Below are 14,229 nucleotides of genomic sequence, written 5' to 3' on the forward strand. Positions count from 1 at the left end.
ATCGATGGCTCGAGAGCTCTTCGCCGCCGGGAAGGACGGTACGCGGATCTACGTCCGCTACCGAGAGGGTCCCGGCGGCATCGGAAGCCTGGCCAGCGGGATCGGGGGGGGCTCGGACCGCCTCACCGCGGTGCTCTGCGACGGCATCGCGTGCGACGGCTTCATCTGGAAGTACCTGTGGGACGACCTGGCGCGTACGGTCAACGTCGCCCACTGGCACTATCGAGGGCACGGCCGGAGCAGTCTGCCGGTCGATGCTCGGGCGATCGAGCTGCGCGACCACGCGAGCGATCTCGCCGCGGTGCGCGCGGCGATCGGCGGCGGCCCCGTGGTGCTCTTCGGGCACTCGATGGGGTGCCAGGTCATCCTCGAGCACCTGCGGACCCACCGCGAGGGGGTGCGCGGGCTCGTGCTGATCTGCGGCTCATCCGGCCGGATCACGCATCATTTCAAGGGCACCGACGTGCTCGCGCAGCTCTTGCCGCGCCTCATCGAGCAGGTCGACGCGTACCCCCACATCGCGCGCGCGATCTGGAGCCGCGTCCCCGCGCCGATGGCGCTGCGGATCGCGCTGCTCGCCCGCGAGGTCGACGCGAGCGCTGTCACGCCGGCGGATCTGCTGCCGTACATGCGGCACATGGTCGACATCGATTTCTCGATGTTCCTCCACATGCTGCGCAGCGCGGGCGAGCACTCGACGCTCGATCTGCTGCCGCAGATCGACATCCCGGCGCTGGTGATCGCCGGTGATCGCGACACGTTCACCCCGCCTCGGCTCGCCGAGGAGATGGCGGCGGCGCTGCCGCGCGGGGAGCTGATGATGGTCAGCGGCGGGACGCACGTCGTGCCGCTGGAGCGCAAGAAGATGGTCATCGAGCGCGTGGAGCAGTTCCTGCACGAGCGCGTCCTCGGCGGGGCCGCGCGCGCAGAGCGCGCGGACACGCCACCGTCGCAGCCTCCGGACGACGCGGCGCGCTCGCAGCCGCCGGACGACGCGGTGCGCTCGCAGCCTCCGGACGACGCGGTGCGCTCGCAGCTTCCGGCGAACGCAGGTTCCTCGCCGGGCGACCCCCGCGGGCTCGCGAAGGACCCATGAGCCGGCGCGCGCCAGGCGAGCTCGCGCCCGGACCAGCGCGCGGGCCGCTGCGGCGCGTGGTCGGCGCGGCTGCGCGCGGCCTGCTCGTCGCCGCGGCGTTGCTCGCGGCCTCGTGCGCGCGGCGCTCGTCCGAGCGGAGCGGCGCGCCTGCCGGCGCGATCGCGGCGCTGGCCGACGCCGAGGCCGCGCCCGCGACCGGCGCGTCACCGGCGCGGTCGTCGGGCGAGCCGCCGGCGGCCCCCGCGACGGTCGCCGTCGCCGCGGCGGACGGGCGCACCGCGCGCGATCTCCAGCGCGCGCCGCTGCGGGCGCTGCGGCTCACGGGCAAGCCGGCCGACGGCCGCTTCGAGGCGACGCTGGAGCTCGGCGCGGCCGAGGACGGCGCAGCCCCGCGCGAGGCCAAGGTGAAGCTCGCGCCGGCGCAGAAGAAGAACCCGCTCGCATTCCGGCGTCCTGTCGCGTTCTATCGACTCGCGCGGGCGCTCGGCGCGCGCGTCGTGCCCGCGGCCGTGGCGCGCCGGATCGGCATCGGCGAGCTCGCGTCGCTCATCGGTCGGGATCCGGCCGCGCGCAAGCTGCTGCGCCGCTTCGCGGTCATGAACGACGGGACGGTCGACGCGCTGGTCCTCGCGCCCGCGCCCGGTCCGCCCGGCCCGCGCTGGATGGCGCCTCGCCGGCGGTCGATACGCTTCGACGACGCGCCCGAGCTCGACGTCTGGGCGCGCTGGGCGCGCTCCCCTTCGCCCGCGCGCGGCGAGCGCGCCCCGATCCTCCGCGACTACCTGGAGGTGCTCGCGCTCGACTACCTCGCCGGCAACGGGCTCCGGAAGGAGATCATCCTCGACGTCGGCGCCGGGGCGCTGAGCCTGGAGGCCAACGCGAGCGCCTTTCCGCTCCACGTGAGGACCCGCGAGCTCGATCGACAGCTCGAGCGTCTCGTGGAAGCCGCGCGGTTTCCCCGGGCGCTCCGCGACGCGATCCGGCGCTTCGGCCCCGAGCAGGCCTCCGCGGCGCTGCGCCCCGGCGGCTTCGAGGAGGAGCTGGTGCCGCCGCGCGCCCTCGTCGAGCTCGAGGAGCGCAGGCAGGCGTTGCTCAGCCTCATCGAGACGAAGATCGCCGACCGGGGCGAGGACGCGGTGCTCAGCCTGTAGCGCGCGCCCTCGTCGCGCCGAGCGCCCTGCTCCGGCGTTGTCGGATGCCGCGCGCCCGGCGCGCACCGGCGCCCGGCCCGTCCGCGTGCCGATCTTGATCTCCGGCGGCCGCAGGGCGATCACGCGGGCCGTGATCGACGTGACGATGCTGCAGCGCTGGACGGAGGACATCGGTTACAGCGCTGAGCTGGAGAAGCCGTCGACCCTGCGCATCCGCCCGCGGGAGGAAGGGGTCGTCGAGCTCCCGCCGTTCTACGTTCAGTGCACCGAGAACTGGGTCGTGCTCTCGATGTTCGGCGTGCTCGACGGGGTCGACACGGAGGGCCGCGCCGAAGGCGACGCTGCCCTGGCTCCCCTGGCCGAGGACACCGGTCAGGTGGTCGGCCTGCTCCGGCACCTGCTCGAGGCCAACCGGGACATGCGCGTCGCCAAGTTCGCCCTCGACGAGCGCGACGAGGTCCTGCTGTGCGCAGAGCTGCCGACCGAGTCGCTGGACCGCTCCGAGTTCGTCGACGCGGTCGAGCGGATCATCGAGTACGCGGCGACGTACCGGCACACGCTGTTCGGCCCCGGCGCCTGAGAGGCCCGGGACGGCCGGCGGCCGGCTGAGCCGTTGCGCGCTCGCGCCTGCGCCATCGCGCGCTCGCGCCTGCGCCATCGCGCGCTCGCGTCTGCGCCATCGCGCGCCTGGGCCGCGGCGCGTCCGCGTCGCGGCGCTCACTTCTGCGTGATCACCACGCGGTTGTCGTCCCGGTACGTCACGTTGCCCGACTCGCCGCGGCAGTCCCAGCAGGTCGCCCACGAGAGCCGCCGCCGCACGTAGCCGTTGAAGCCGAGCGCGATCGGCCCCGGGTCCCCCTTCAGCAGCAGCGTCGACGCGATCCGGTAGCGCTCCCCGGGGAGCCTCAGGAACGCGACGATGAACGCGTCGTCGTCGGACTTCCCCGTCACGACGAGCACCTCCTCGCCCGGGACCGGGTTCCAGAGCAGCGGCGACGTGGTGAGCGTCGTGTTCGGGGGCGGGGTCGCCTCGGGCTGGAGCGCCGGGGTCCCGCTCGGCGAGAGCCGCGTCCGGGCGCGGCCGAGCACGACCCTCACGTCGTCGGGCTCCTTGAAGAACGCGATCTCCCCGCCGAGGTCGCGGAGCTGCGGCACCGACGCGAGCAGCTCCGCGACCTGCTGCGGCCCGATCTCCGCGCGCCGGAACGTCTGCTGCCACTGCGGCGACGGGATCGACGCCGCGTTCGGCGCGCCGTGGCAGCACCGGAAGCCGATGTCGTCGCCCGACGCGCCCGGATCGACCGCGGCGCGGTGCGCGCACCGGTGATCCACGCCGCTCGCGCTCGCCGTCGCCCCGCGCACGGCGGCCGCCTTGGGCTGGAGGTTCTCGATCGGCGCGACGTCGCTCGCGGTCCACTCGCGCAGCGCGGCCCCCATGCCGAGGACGCCGAACCCCGACGCGCACGACGCCGGCGCCGTGGCGCACGCCGGATCCCACGCCGCGCCGCTCGCGTAGGGCGTCCCCTCGGGGCCCTTGCACGCGCGCTCCCACTCCAGCTCGGTGCACAGCCGCCCGCCGGCCTGCTGGCAGAGCTCCGAGGCGCGCGCCCGCGTCACGCCCGTGAGCGGCGGCTGCGCGGGATCGTTCGGGTACAGGTACCGGTCGATGGTGAACCCGCCCAGCTCGACCTCGAGCAGCGCCGGCTCCAGCGCCGGATCGCGCCCCTTGTCCCCGGGCGTGCTGCCCGCGACGAGCTTCCCGGCGGGGATCTCGATGCGCGCCGGCCCCGCCGCCGCCGCGCCGGCCCGCGGCGTCGCGCTGGCCGCGGGCGCCTCGTTCTCGGCCGCCTCGAGCACCTTCCCCTGCGGCGCGAGCGCCACCGGGGCGCCTCCGTCCGCGCGCGTCTCGCCGGCGTCCTGCTGCTGCTGCTGCTCCGCGCGGTTGCACCCGGCGCCTCCGGCGGCGCCGGCGGCGACCATCAGGCTCAGGGCAAAGGCAGGCGTCCTCGTCGGCACTGTTCCTCGACCGTTCCTCGAATGTTCCTCGGCCGTCCGTCGACCGTTCCTCGGATGTCCTCGGGCGTTCCTCGAAAGCGCTCCGCCTTATGTCGCAGGACCCCTCGCCCGTCAAAGTGCCCGCGCTATGCTGCCGGCATGGGGCAGGGCGTGAGCGACGCACCGGATCCGATGGCCTCGCAGATGGCGCAGCTCCTCGCCGGCAGCGATCTCGACGAGCTGCGCGAGATCGTGAAGCGGTGGGTGGCCGAGGCGCCGACCGAGGGCGTGCGCCGCCACTACCAGGAGCTCGGCGGGCGCCTCGTCGACCTCAAGGCCGCGCTCTCCGAGAACCCCGTGCAGCCCACCGTCGCGGAGCTCGAGCAGGCGCTCACGATGATGCTCCGGCTCGCCGCCTCGAGGACCTGATCCGCCGGTGATGCTCGCCGACTTCCCCCCCTGGTTCCTGCGCGCCTTCGCGATCTGCTTCGGCCTCCTCTGGGGCAGCTTCCTCAACGTGGTCATCCACCGCGTCCCGCGCGAGCTCAGCGTCGTGCGCCCCGGCTCGCGGTGCCCCGCGTGCGGCACGCCGATCCGCGCCTACGACAACATCCCCGTCCTCAGCTACCTGCTGCTGCGCGGCCGCGCCCGCTGCTGCGGCGCGCCCGTGTCGCCGCGGTACCCGCTCGTCGAGGCGGCCGGAGGCGTCCTGTCGCTCGCGATCGTCGAGGTCATCATCCTCCGGCTCCCGGAGACGACGCCGATCCTCCGCGCGCTGGCCACGTACACCGCCGACCTCGCGCTCGCGCTCGGGCTGCTCGCGGCGACGTTCATCGACCTCGAGCACATGTACATCCCCGACGGGATCACGATCGGCGGCGCCGTGCTCGGCGTCGGCACCGCGTCGCTGCGCTCGATGGGCTTCGCCGACGCGCTCCTCGGCGCGGCGGTCGGCTTCGCCGTCGTCTGGCTCCCCTTCGTCGTGATCTACCCGCGGATCCGCGGCGGCCGCGTCGGCATGGGCCTCGGAGACGCGAAGCTCCTCATGCTCGCGGGCGCGTGGTTCGGCTGGGGCGGCGCCCTGTTCGTGCTCGGCGCCGGCGCCGTCCAGGGCTCGCTCGTGGCGATCGCCATGCTGCTCCTGCGCGGCAGCATCGAGGAGCCCGAGGCCGTGCGCCTCGAGCGGGAGCAGATCCGCGCCGAGCTCGCGGCGATGTCCCCCGAGGAGCGCGCCGCCGCCGAGGAGGAGCTCGCTCAGGATCCGCTCGCGGAGGAGCCTGGCGAGGGGTTCGGCCAGGCCCGCATCGCCTTCGGCCCGTTCCTCGCGCTCGCGACGCTGGAGTGCCTGCTCGTCGGGCGCGACGTCCTCGACGCGTATCTCTCATGGATCGACGCTGGATGAACGCCCTGCTCCGCCGCGCCCCCGGGCTCCTGCTGGCGCTGCTCCTCCTCGCCGGCTGCGGCGGCTCGCTCCCGGTGCCCCCGACCGGCCCCCACCTGCCGAGCGAGCCCGCGGTGGTGGTGCCCTACCCGCCGCCCCCGGCGCGGGTCGAGATCATCCCGCCCCCCGACAGGCCAGGCCTCGTCTGGATCGACGGCGAGTGGCAGTGGCGGAGCCGCCGCTGGGCGTGGCAGCCGGGACGCTGGGAGCCCGTGCCGCCGGGTGGGTATTTCGCTCCGAACGCCACCGTGCGCCGCGCCGACGGATCGCTTGTGTGGTTCGCCGGGGTATGGCACGTGCCCGGCAAGAAGTGATCGACACCGCGGCCGCGCGATGGAAATTCACGCTGCCGAGGCGCTCGACGCCCGCGCTCGCCGCCGCCTGACCGGCGCCGGCGGGCCGGCTCGGCGCGCCGCCTGTCGCGCGGCTCCTCGCGCGTTTTCCCGCACGGTTCCCCGCACGTTTTCCCGACGGTTCCCGCACCGATCGATGAGCCCTGCCCCATGATGCTTGCCTGGTCGTTCGCCGCGCGCACCCCCGACGAAATCGCCCGACTCCTCCGCGCTCTCGGCAAGCACCGGTACGTGCGCGAGGTCGATCATCGGCTCCACTGGTCGGTCGATCACGCCCTCGCCGAGCTGCCGGAGTTCGCGCCGCACGCCGCCGCCTTCGAGGCGCGCCTGAAGAAGGAGCGCGGGATCGAGCTCGGCTCGCGCGACCCCTCGCTGTGGCGCGAGGCGAGGACCGAGGAGGTGATCGCCGTCCTCACGGCCTTCTGGACCCCGGACGAGGCGGCGCAGCGCTACCGGAGCCGCCTGCTCGAGGCGCTCGCGCGCACGGGCCTCCCCGAGGCCACCCACGCGCCCTTCGCTTCCCTCCCGGACGACCCGCCGCACCCGGAGCTCGTGCTGCTCGACTGGGAGCTGTATCCCGTCGACGAGCTCGATGCCGACCGCCACGCCGGCGCGCTGGCCGCCATGGAAGAGGCCGAGGAGGAGGTGAACGCGTCGGCGCCGATCTACAACGAGGGCCCCGTCCTCGCGGCGCCGGAGCTCTGCGACGGCGCGCCGGACGGGCTGCTCGAGGACGACTTCCTCGTGTGGTCGGACGGGCCGTACAGCTACTCCGACTACGTGTTCCGCGGCGTCGCGAAGGCGGCGAAGCTCGTCGAGCCGCCGACCGGATACCGCGACCTGTAGCCGCCGCCGGGCGGCGTCGGACGGGCGATAAATCCCGTGTAATGTTGATGACTTGGCGTGCTTGCGGTGCAGCCCCGTCAGGCGCTCTGGCCGCGGCTACCGTCAGTACGGATCGGGCTTCGGCGGCGGGACGGTCGGATCCACCTCGGCCGGCGGCGTGGCGTCCCGGGACGTCGCCGCGGCGGGGGGCGTGGCGTCCTGGGACGTCGCCGTCGGGGTGGCGCGGGGCGTGGGGGAGGGGGCGGGCGCCTTCTGCGCCATGTAGAGCGTCACCTCCAGGTCGATGTCCCTGTCGAACACGAGCATCTGCCGCTGCGGGATGTGACCCGGCGCGGTGATCTCGATCCGGTGCGCCGCGCCGTCCTTGACGAGCTTCCCCTCGAACGGGTTCGAGGGGAGCTCCACCCCGTCGACGAAGATCCTCGCGCTGGCGGGGCGCGCCCTGATCGACGCGCGAAGCACCGAGGCGTCCGCCTCCGCGGCCGGCGCGCTGCTCCCGGTGGCCGGCGGCGAGGGGACGTCGCTCGGCGACGGCGGCGGCTCTGCGGGCGGCGCGCTCTGGGCCGGCGGCGCGGTCGTGGCGAGGCGCTGCCGGGCCGGCTCGCGCAGCCCGGCGTACAGCGTCCCCGCGCCGATCAGCGCGATGAGCGCGGCGGCCGCGAGCAGCGGCAGCCGGGAGCGCCGCCGCGCCGGCGCGGGCGGAGCGGCGGCGATCGGGTCCGTGCGCACGACAGCGTGGAGCGTCCCCTGCGGAGGGTTCGAGCGTTGAACGGGGCGGGCAGGCTGCGAGGGCGACGAGTCCGTGCCAGCCGCCTCGTCCGGGGGAGGGGGATACGAGTCGTTCGATCCGCGCACCGGAAGCGACGGCAGCCTCGAAGCGTGCCCGTGCTCCGCGCCCTCCGCCTCCGGTCCCTGCTCCTGCAGCCGCCTGAGCTGGCGATCGATGATCGCGCGGATCTCGGCTCGCTCGCCGGCGAACAGCTGGCGCACGAGCTCGCCGACCTGCTCGGCCGTCACCGGCTCCCGGAGGCGCTCCGCGTAGCGATCGAGCTCCGCCCGCAGCAGCGCGGCCGTCGGGTAGCGCGCGTCGCGCGCGTGGGCGAGCGCCCGGCTGGAGATGCGCGCGAGCTCGGACGGCACGTCGGGGCGCGCGGACCGCACGTCCGGGATGTCCCCCATGAGGCGGCTGATGATCTGCGGGTCCGACAGCCCGCGCCAGAGGCGGCGGCCGGCGAGCATCTCCCAGAGGATGACGCCGACCGAGAAGATGTCCGCGCGCCGGTCGATCTCCGAGGAGCGCGAGAACGCCTGCTCCGGCGCCATGTAGGCGACCTTGCCCTTCAGCGTGCCGGCCTGCGTCTCGACGACGCGGTGCGCGGCGAGCGCGATCCCGAAATCGACGATCTTCACCTGGCCGTCGTACGTGATGAAGATGTTGTGGGGGCTGACGTCGCGGTGGACGACGTGGAGCGGCGTCCCGTCGTAGTCGGCGAGCTCGTGGGCGTAGTGGAGGCCGGCCAGCACCTCGCCGAGGATCCAGAGCAGCACGGCGAGCGGGATCGCGCGGTCCTGCTCGCGCGCGCGGGAGATCACCCGGCTGAGCGGCTGCCCGTCGAGGTACTCCATCGCGATGAAGTACTCGCCGTCCTCGAGGCCGACCTCGTTTGTCTGCACGACGTTGCGGTGGTTCAGCCGGGCGGCGAGGCGGGCCTCGTCGAGCAGCATGTCCCGGAACTCGGGCTCGTCGGCGATGTTGGGCCGGAGGCGCTTGATGACCTGGAGCTTGCTGAAGCCCGCCGGCCCCACCGCGACCGCCAGGTGCACGTCCGCCATGCCCCCGCGCCCGAGCGTCGCGATGAACCGGTACTTGCCGAGGCTCCGTGAGCGCCGGTCGGCCGGGGAGGCCGACGGGTCCGCCGGCGCGTCGCGGCCGACGACCGCCGGCGCGTCGCGGTCCGGGCGCCGCATCGGGACCGTCGGCGGGGGCTCGGCGGGCGCGGGGACCGGGAGCTGGTGGGACCGCAGCGTCCGGCCCTCGATCGCGGCCTGCACGTGCTCGGGCGGGCCGGAGGCGGCGAGCTCGTCGCTGCGGGCGGAGTCCGCCGCCCAGTCAGCGTCCCGAACCGTCCTCTTCTGCTCGCTCACCGCCGAATGGTCCTGATCCAGAGAGGTCCAGTCAAGCTGACGGCAGCGCGGGAGACTGCCTGCGCCACCGCCCGCGGACGACGAGGGCGCGTCCATGACGGCGCGCCGGCGTCCCTGCCGGCCGCCGGAGCGATCTCCTCGACCTTGTCGATCTGCGCCCGCGCGCCCGGGCTCGCCGCCCGCGGAGCGCGTACCGCCCGCGGAGCGCGCGCCGCCCCTCCGCGGAGCGCGTGCCCCCGCGGAGCGCGCGCCGCCCCTCCGCGGAGCGCGCGCCGCCCCTCCGCGGAGCGCGTGCCCCCGCGGAGCGCAGGATCAAAGCGTGCTGGACGGACGCGCGCGGCGGAGGCGTTCGGCTCTCCGCAAACGGACGCGAATCCTGCTACTGTGAGGAAAATCACGTGCCGTGCGGTTCCTGGTCCCCGGGGGGATGCAGGAAATTCGCCAATGCTTGCGCACCGTTGCTCTTGAACGAGGTTGCCGATGCCCTGTGACTCGATCCCGCAGCGCCTGCTGGGCCAGGCGAAGGTGCGGCCCGAGGCGCCAGCCCACTACGTCAAGGAGGGCGGCTTCTGGAAGATGACGAGCTTCCGGGAGTACGCGAGCGAGGTGCGGCGCGCCGGCAAGTCGCTCATCGCGCTCGGCGTCGGGCCGGGCGCGACGGTGGGCCTGCTCGGCTTCAACCGGCCCGAGTGGGTGGTGCTCCACGTGGCCTGCATGGCGGTCGGGGGCGCCCCCGCGGGCATCTACACGACGTGCTCGCCCGAGGAGGTGCGCCACATCGCCCACCACGCGGCCTCGAAGGTCGTGCTCGTCGAGGACCGGCGCCAGCTCGAGAAGATCCTCGGCCAGTGGGACCGGCTGCCGCACCTCGAGTGGGTGGTGCTGATGCGGGGCGCGGAGCCGGGGGGCGATCCGCGGGTCCTGTCCTGGGACGATTTCCTCGCGCGGGGCAGCCGCGTCCCTGACGAGCTGCTCGAGCAGCGGCTCGACGCCCTCGAGCCGAGGGGGCTCGCGACGCTGATCTACACCTCCGGGACCGTGGGGCCGCCGAAGGGCGTGATGCTGAGCCACGAGAACCTCACGAGCGTGGCCGACATCTCGGCGCGCATGATCCCGCTCTCGCCCTGGGATGTGACGCTGTCGTACCTGCCGCTCTCGCACATCGCCGAGCAGATGTTCACGATCCACCTCCCGGCGTCGGTCGGCCTGGCCGTGTATTTCGCCGAGTCGATGGACGCGCTCGCGGACAACCTCAAGGAAGCGCGGCCGACCGCGTTCTTCGGGGTCCCGCGCGTCTGGGAGAAGATGATGGCCGGCATCGGCGCGAAGCTCTCCGCCGCGAAGGGCCTGCAGAAGATCACGCTCGAGCAGGCGAGGCGCGTCGGGCTCCAGTGCAGCGAGCTCCGCGCCCGGGGCGAGGCGCCCGGGCCGCTGCTCGCGGCGCAGCACCGCCTCTTCGACAGGCTGGTCTACGCGAAGGTGAAGGCGGCCGTGGGGCTCGACCGGGCGCACGCGTGCAGCAGCGGCGCGGCCCCCATCGCGAAGGAGGTCCTCGAGTTCTTCGCGTCGCTCGACGTCCTGATCACCGAGGTCTACGGTCAGTCCGAGGTGACCGGCCCGACGAGCTACAACGTGAAGGGCAGGACGAAGCTCGGCTCCGTGGGGCCGGTCGTGCCAGGCGTGGACGTGAGGATCGCCGAGGACGGCGAGATCCTCGTGAAGGGGCCGAACGTGTTCCTCGGCTACTACAAGGAGCCGGAGGCGACCGCGCAGGCGCTCGTCGACGGCTGGCTCCGCTCCGGGGATCTCGGCAGGTTCGACGAGGAGGGGTTCCTCCACATCACCGGGCGGAAGAAGGAGATCCTCATCACCGCCGGCGGGAAGAACATCTCGCCCAGGAACATCGAGGAGGCGCTGAAGCGCCACGGCCTCATCGCCGAGGCGGTGGTCGTCGGCGACGGGCGCAAGTTCCTCTCGGCCCTCCTCGTGCTCGCCCCCGACGCCGCGCAGCGGATCGCGGCCGAGCGCGGGCCGACAGGTGAGCCGTCGCACGCGTCGCCCGCGATCCGGGAGGCCGTGCAGCGGATCGTCGACGAGGTGAATGGCGAGCTCGGGCAGGTCGAGACGATCAAGAAGTTCGCGATCCTGCCGCGTGGCTTCACCATCGAGGACGGCGAGCTGACGCCGACGCTCAAGATCAAGCGGCGCAACGTGAGCCAGAACTTTGCGCGCGAGATCGAGGCGATGTACGCCGAGTGACCATGCGTGACGCCCCTGCGACCGCCGTCTCCTTCGACTTTGGTCAGACCCTCGTGGAGCTCGACACCGGGCTGCTCTCCGCTCGCCTCGCGGAGCGGGGCATCTCCGCGACCGCGGAGCGGCTCGACGGCGCCGTGGACGAGGGCTGGCGCGCGTACAACGAGGCGATCCAGCGCGGGCTCGGCGGGCACCCGTGGAAGATCATGATGCGCCGCCTGCTCGAGGCGGGCGGCGTCCCGGCCGGCGCGCTCGACGAGGCGGTCGACTGGCTCTGGACGGAGCAGCCCCGGAAGAACCTGTGGCGCCGGCCGATCCCGGGGATGATCGAGGTCGCGGTCGAGCTCAAGAAGGCCGGCGTGCCGGTCGCGGTGCTGTCGAACTCGGAGGGCCGGCTCGACGAGCTCGTCGACGAGCTCGGCTGGTCCGCGCACTTCGTGGCGGTCGCGGACTCGGGGCGGCTCGGGTTCGAGAAGCCGGGCAGGGAGATCTTCGCGTGGACGGCCGAGCGCCTCGGCGCGCCGCTCGGCGCGGTCGTGCACGTCGGCGACTCGCTCGCCGCGGACGTCGAGGGCGCGCTCGCGGCGGGCATGCGGGCCGTCTGGTTCAAGGGCGATCCCGGGAGGGCCGCGCAGATGCCCCACGCCGAGCGCGTCGCCGTGTGCGACGACGCGGGCTCGCTGCGCCGCGCGCTCAGGGCGCTCGGCGTACGCTTCTAGCCGCGCGGGCCCTTCGTCGGCCGCCGGACAGCGGCCCGGGCGCGCGCACGGGCAGCGAGGCGCGCCGCGGGCGACGCTCTCTCGCGCTCCGCTGTCCGCGAGCGCGCGCCGTCGGTGAGCACGAACGTCCCGGGAGGCGACCCGGCACGCGCTCGCCGCGCGCTCTTCTCTCCTGGAACTCCCCGCCATGCCGCCCGTCCGGGGGCGTCGGCCTCTCGATCGTGCAGCCGATGCACGTCTTTCCGGTGGTTCGGGCATTGCTGGAGACCGGCTCACGATGGTCGTCAACGAAGCAAGGATCGAAGAAGAGCCCGGGTACGCAGCGCAGCGAGCGGAGCTTCCCGCCGTCGTCCCTCGTGTCCTCGGCGAGGTCCGTCGCGCGGACGAGAGGCTCGTGTCGCTCGTGCAAGAGCGCCCCGTGGCCACGCTGTGCGCGGTGGCCGCGGTGGGATACCTGATCGGGCGTGTCGTCACGCGGCTGGGTTGAGGAGGTCACCATGGCGGAAGGCGAGGTCGATGCGACACAGGGGCGCGACGGACGGGAGAAGGGCGACGAGGCGCCCGGCCGGCTCGACGCGACGGAGGTCACGCGGGCGGTCTCGGCGTTCGCGCGGGAGAACCCGCACGTGGCGCTCGCGGCGGCGGCCGGGCTCGGGTTCCTGCTCGGCGGCGGTCTGACGCCGCGGGTGCTCAGCAGGCTCGGCTCCTTCGCGACCCGGAGCTATGTCAAGAACACCCTGGCCCAGGCGGTCGGGACCCTCTTCGACGAGCAGGCGCGAGCCCAGAGCCAGCTCGGATCGTCGCCCTGACACAACGGCCCCGCGGGCGCCGGCGGCGCGACCTGCGCCGCCGCCTCGCCGGGCCGCGCGCCGTCCGGCGCAACCTCCCGTCCCATGCGTCTCGACAAGGACACGTCTCGGCGGCGCGTCCCGGCCGCGCGGTGCCCGCGCTCGCGCGTGTCATCCGATGCGCGCCGCGCGCGTGTCATCCGATGCGCGCCGCGCGCGTGTCGTCGGCCGGGACGGTGCCCGTCCCGCGCGCCCTCGACCGCCGCGCGGGAGGCGCGCGTCCTTCAGGCCCTGCGGCTGTACGTCTTGCGGATGCGGCGACCGCCGCTCTCGCTCAGCACCTCCTCGACGCTGCGGGACACGTCGGGCAGGCACCGGACCGACAGCAGCGCGCCGCCGCCCATGCCGCTGGCCTCGTCGATGCAGCGCGCCTCGTACTCGGGCAGGCGGGCGCCGAGCACGGCGCCGAGCAGGGTGCCGGCCGCGCCGGCCGCGCCCGCGCCCGCGAGGCACGCGACGATGGGCCCCGCCAGGAACGCATCGAGCCTCGGGATGATCAGCGCGCCTCCCGCCATGATCGCGGCGACCGTGCCCCCGACGAGCCCTCCGATCACGGCGCCCAGGGCGGCCCCTTCGGACGCCTTGCTGTGAATCGTGAGCTCGATCTCGGCCAGACGGGGGTGCTGCTTGGGCACCATGCTGATGTCCTCGGCCGCGACGCCCAGGGCGAGGAGGCGGCCAAGGGCGCCAGCGGCTTCCGTGCGACCCGGGAAGAATGCAGTGAGCGTCCGGTAGTACATCATCGACAAGGGCCCCTGTGACGCGCTTCGCGAGGTGTCGCGTTCCATCCAGCCGCGCTCGGAAAAGCATCGCTTGTGCCGCTCCGGCTGCGCAGATGTCGCTCGGCCGCCGGAACGCGCCCGGGAACCATGCGGGAAATGATGGAAGGCGCCGCACCGCGCTGGGACGGTGCGGCGCCTTCGCGCCCCCCTTGGATCTCGCTCAGCGGATGCCGAGGTCGTCGGCGAACGAGCGCTCTCCGGCGGTCCCGCTGACGCTCTCCTGGATCTGATCCTGGGCCCGATGCGCTGCCCCGAGGGCGCGGTCCTTGGCCCGCTCCGCGGTCCTCTCCGCGCTGTCGCGCATCCGACCCGCGCGCTCGCGGAGCCGGCCCGCGCCGTCGCGCAGCCGGCGGCGCGCCTCGTCGCCCGACGTCGGCGCGACCAGGACGCCGACGCCGATGCCGAGACCGAGCCCGACCGCGACGGGAACGATCCAGTCGAGTGAGCTCCTTCTCCTGTAGGGGAACATGTCGGCCATGTAATTGACGAGATCGGTTGCCTTCATTGTGGCTCCGTCGGTTCCCATCGCGCGCGGGGCGCGAGCATCGCGCATCCCTCGGCGTGGATTCACGTGGCTGGAACAGGGACCGGCGGGAC

At 74.0% G+C, this 14,229-nt stretch carries 15 protein-coding genes; 11 read left to right on the forward strand and 4 right to left on the reverse strand.

Features of this window, described 5'->3' with window-relative positions:
- Positions 1-4 precede the first annotated feature (4 nt).
- From WMF24_RS46070 to WMF24_RS46080, 3 genes are all read left to right on the forward strand, one after another.
- Entirely contained in the window at positions 5-1,096 is a 1,092-nt protein-coding gene (locus tag WMF24_RS46070) for an alpha/beta fold hydrolase (protein WP_437733845.1), read from the forward strand.
- Positions 1,093-2,247: a hypothetical protein gene (locus WMF24_RS46075; protein WP_437733846.1), complete on the forward strand. Its 1,155-nt coding sequence runs from the start codon at positions 1,093-1,095 to the stop codon at positions 2,245-2,247. Before WMF24_RS46070 ends, WMF24_RS46075 begins: the two co-directional genes overlap by 4 nt.
- An 85-nt stretch (positions 2,248-2,332) precedes the next feature.
- Positions 2,333-2,827: a YbjN domain-containing protein gene (locus tag WMF24_RS46080; RefSeq protein ID WP_437733847.1), complete on the forward strand. Its 495-nt coding sequence runs from the start codon at positions 2,333-2,335 to the stop codon at positions 2,825-2,827.
- Positions 2,828-2,964: 137 nt separating this feature from the next.
- Here the strand turns inward: WMF24_RS46080 and WMF24_RS46085 are convergent, their stop codons facing one another.
- On the reverse strand, positions 2,965-4,263 hold the full coding sequence (locus tag WMF24_RS46085) for a formylglycine-generating enzyme family protein (protein ID WP_437733848.1): 1,299 nt from the start codon (positions 4,261-4,263) through the stop codon (positions 2,965-2,967).
- A 138-nt stretch (positions 4,264-4,401) separates the two neighbouring features.
- On the opposite strand from WMF24_RS46085, the gene WMF24_RS46090 reads away from it, so the two are divergent.
- From WMF24_RS46090 to WMF24_RS46105, 4 genes are all read left to right on the forward strand, one after another.
- On the forward strand, positions 4,402-4,671 hold the full coding sequence (locus tag WMF24_RS46090; RefSeq protein ID WP_437733849.1) for a hypothetical protein: 270 nt from the start codon (positions 4,402-4,404) through the stop codon (positions 4,669-4,671).
- A 10-nt stretch (positions 4,672-4,681) separates the two neighbouring features.
- Positions 4,682-5,644 carry a prepilin peptidase gene (locus WMF24_RS46095; protein WP_437738938.1) on the forward strand — a complete coding sequence of 321 codons (963 nt, stop codon included), beginning with the start codon at positions 4,682-4,684 and terminating at the stop codon, positions 5,642-5,644.
- On the forward strand, positions 5,641-5,997 hold the full coding sequence (locus WMF24_RS46100; protein ID WP_437733850.1) for a YXWGXW repeat-containing protein: 357 nt from the start codon (positions 5,641-5,643) through the stop codon (positions 5,995-5,997). Before WMF24_RS46095 ends, WMF24_RS46100 begins: the two co-directional genes overlap by 4 nt.
- 189 nt (positions 5,998-6,186) lie before the next feature.
- Complete coding sequence (locus tag WMF24_RS46105) at positions 6,187-6,882, forward strand: hypothetical protein (RefSeq protein WP_437733851.1); 696 nt, start codon at positions 6,187-6,189, stop codon at positions 6,880-6,882.
- A 102-nt stretch (positions 6,883-6,984) separates the two neighbouring features.
- Here WMF24_RS46105 and WMF24_RS46110 read toward each other — a convergent pair whose 3' ends face one another.
- A complete protein-coding gene (locus WMF24_RS46110; protein WP_437733852.1) occupies positions 6,985-9,027 on the reverse strand; it encodes a serine/threonine-protein kinase in 2,043 nt (680 codons plus the stop codon).
- A gap of 480 nt (positions 9,028-9,507) precedes the next feature.
- Between WMF24_RS46110 and WMF24_RS46115 the strand changes: the two genes are divergently transcribed.
- The 4 genes from WMF24_RS46115 (at position 9,508) to WMF24_RS46130 (ending at position 12,811) form a co-directional block, all read left to right on the forward strand.
- Positions 9,508-11,286 (forward strand): AMP-dependent synthetase/ligase, encoded by a 1,779-nt coding sequence (locus WMF24_RS46115; RefSeq protein WP_437733853.1) that lies wholly within the window; start codon positions 9,508-9,510, stop codon positions 11,284-11,286.
- A gap of 2 nt (positions 11,287-11,288) precedes the next feature.
- Positions 11,289-12,002, forward strand: coding sequence for an HAD family hydrolase (locus WMF24_RS46120; protein ID WP_437733854.1), 714 nt, complete (start codon positions 11,289-11,291; stop codon positions 12,000-12,002).
- A 277-nt stretch (positions 12,003-12,279) separates the two neighbouring features.
- A complete protein-coding gene (locus WMF24_RS46125; RefSeq protein ID WP_437733855.1) occupies positions 12,280-12,489 on the forward strand; it encodes a hypothetical protein in 210 nt (69 codons plus the stop codon).
- A gap of 10 nt (positions 12,490-12,499) precedes the next feature.
- On the forward strand, positions 12,500-12,811 hold the full coding sequence (locus tag WMF24_RS46130; RefSeq protein WP_437733856.1) for a hypothetical protein: 312 nt from the start codon (positions 12,500-12,502) through the stop codon (positions 12,809-12,811).
- A 263-nt stretch (positions 12,812-13,074) separates the two neighbouring features.
- Here the strand turns inward: WMF24_RS46130 and WMF24_RS46135 are convergent, their stop codons facing one another.
- The gene (locus WMF24_RS46135) at positions 13,075-13,593 is read right to left on the reverse strand and encodes a hypothetical protein (RefSeq protein WP_437738939.1); all 519 of its coding nucleotides are present in this window, start codon (positions 13,591-13,593) and stop codon (positions 13,075-13,077) included.
- Between the two features lie 199 nt (positions 13,594-13,792).
- A complete protein-coding gene (locus WMF24_RS46140; protein WP_437733857.1) occupies positions 13,793-14,137 on the reverse strand; it encodes a YtxH domain-containing protein in 345 nt (114 codons plus the stop codon).
- Positions 14,138-14,229 lie beyond the last annotated feature (92 nt).

The organism is Sorangium sp. So ce1335, from assembly GCF_051521615.1.
Taxonomy (GTDB): Bacteria; Myxococcota_A; Polyangia; order Polyangiales; family Polyangiaceae; genus Sorangium.

What these genes read in the sequence shown, in the direction of transcription:
- WMF24_RS46070 (WP_437733845.1), top strand. Translation starts at nt 5, where the DNA reads ATGGCTCGAGAGCTCTTCGCCGCCGGGAAGGACGGTACGCGGATCTAC.
- WMF24_RS46075 (WP_437733846.1), top strand. Translation starts at nt 1,093, where the DNA reads ATGAGCCGGCGCGCGCCAGGCGAGCTCGCGCCCGGACCAGCGCGCGGG.
- WMF24_RS46090 (WP_437733849.1), top strand. Translation starts at nt 4,402, where the DNA reads ATGGGGCAGGGCGTGAGCGACGCACCGGATCCGATGGCCTCGCAGATG.
- WMF24_RS46095 (WP_437738938.1), top strand. Translation starts at nt 4,682, where the DNA reads ATGCTCGCCGACTTCCCCCCCTGGTTCCTGCGCGCCTTCGCGATCTGC.
- WMF24_RS46100 (WP_437733850.1), top strand. Translation starts at nt 5,641, where the DNA reads ATGAACGCCCTGCTCCGCCGCGCCCCCGGGCTCCTGCTGGCGCTGCTC.
- WMF24_RS46105 (WP_437733851.1), top strand. Translation starts at nt 6,187, where the DNA reads ATGATGCTTGCCTGGTCGTTCGCCGCGCGCACCCCCGACGAAATCGCC.
- WMF24_RS46115 (WP_437733853.1), top strand. Translation starts at nt 9,508, where the DNA reads ATGCCCTGTGACTCGATCCCGCAGCGCCTGCTGGGCCAGGCGAAGGTG.
- WMF24_RS46120 (WP_437733854.1), top strand. Translation starts at nt 11,289, where the DNA reads ATGCGTGACGCCCCTGCGACCGCCGTCTCCTTCGACTTTGGTCAGACC.
- WMF24_RS46125 (WP_437733855.1), top strand. Translation starts at nt 12,280, where the DNA reads ATGGTCGTCAACGAAGCAAGGATCGAAGAAGAGCCCGGGTACGCAGCG.
- WMF24_RS46130 (WP_437733856.1), top strand. Translation starts at nt 12,500, where the DNA reads ATGGCGGAAGGCGAGGTCGATGCGACACAGGGGCGCGACGGACGGGAG.
- WMF24_RS46135 (WP_437738939.1), bottom strand. Translation starts at nt 13,593, where the DNA reads ATGATGTACTACCGGACGCTCACTGCATTCTTCCCGGGTCGCACGGAA.
- WMF24_RS46140 (WP_437733857.1), bottom strand. Translation starts at nt 14,137, where the DNA reads ATGAAGGCAACCGATCTCGTCAATTACATGGCCGACATGTTCCCCTAC.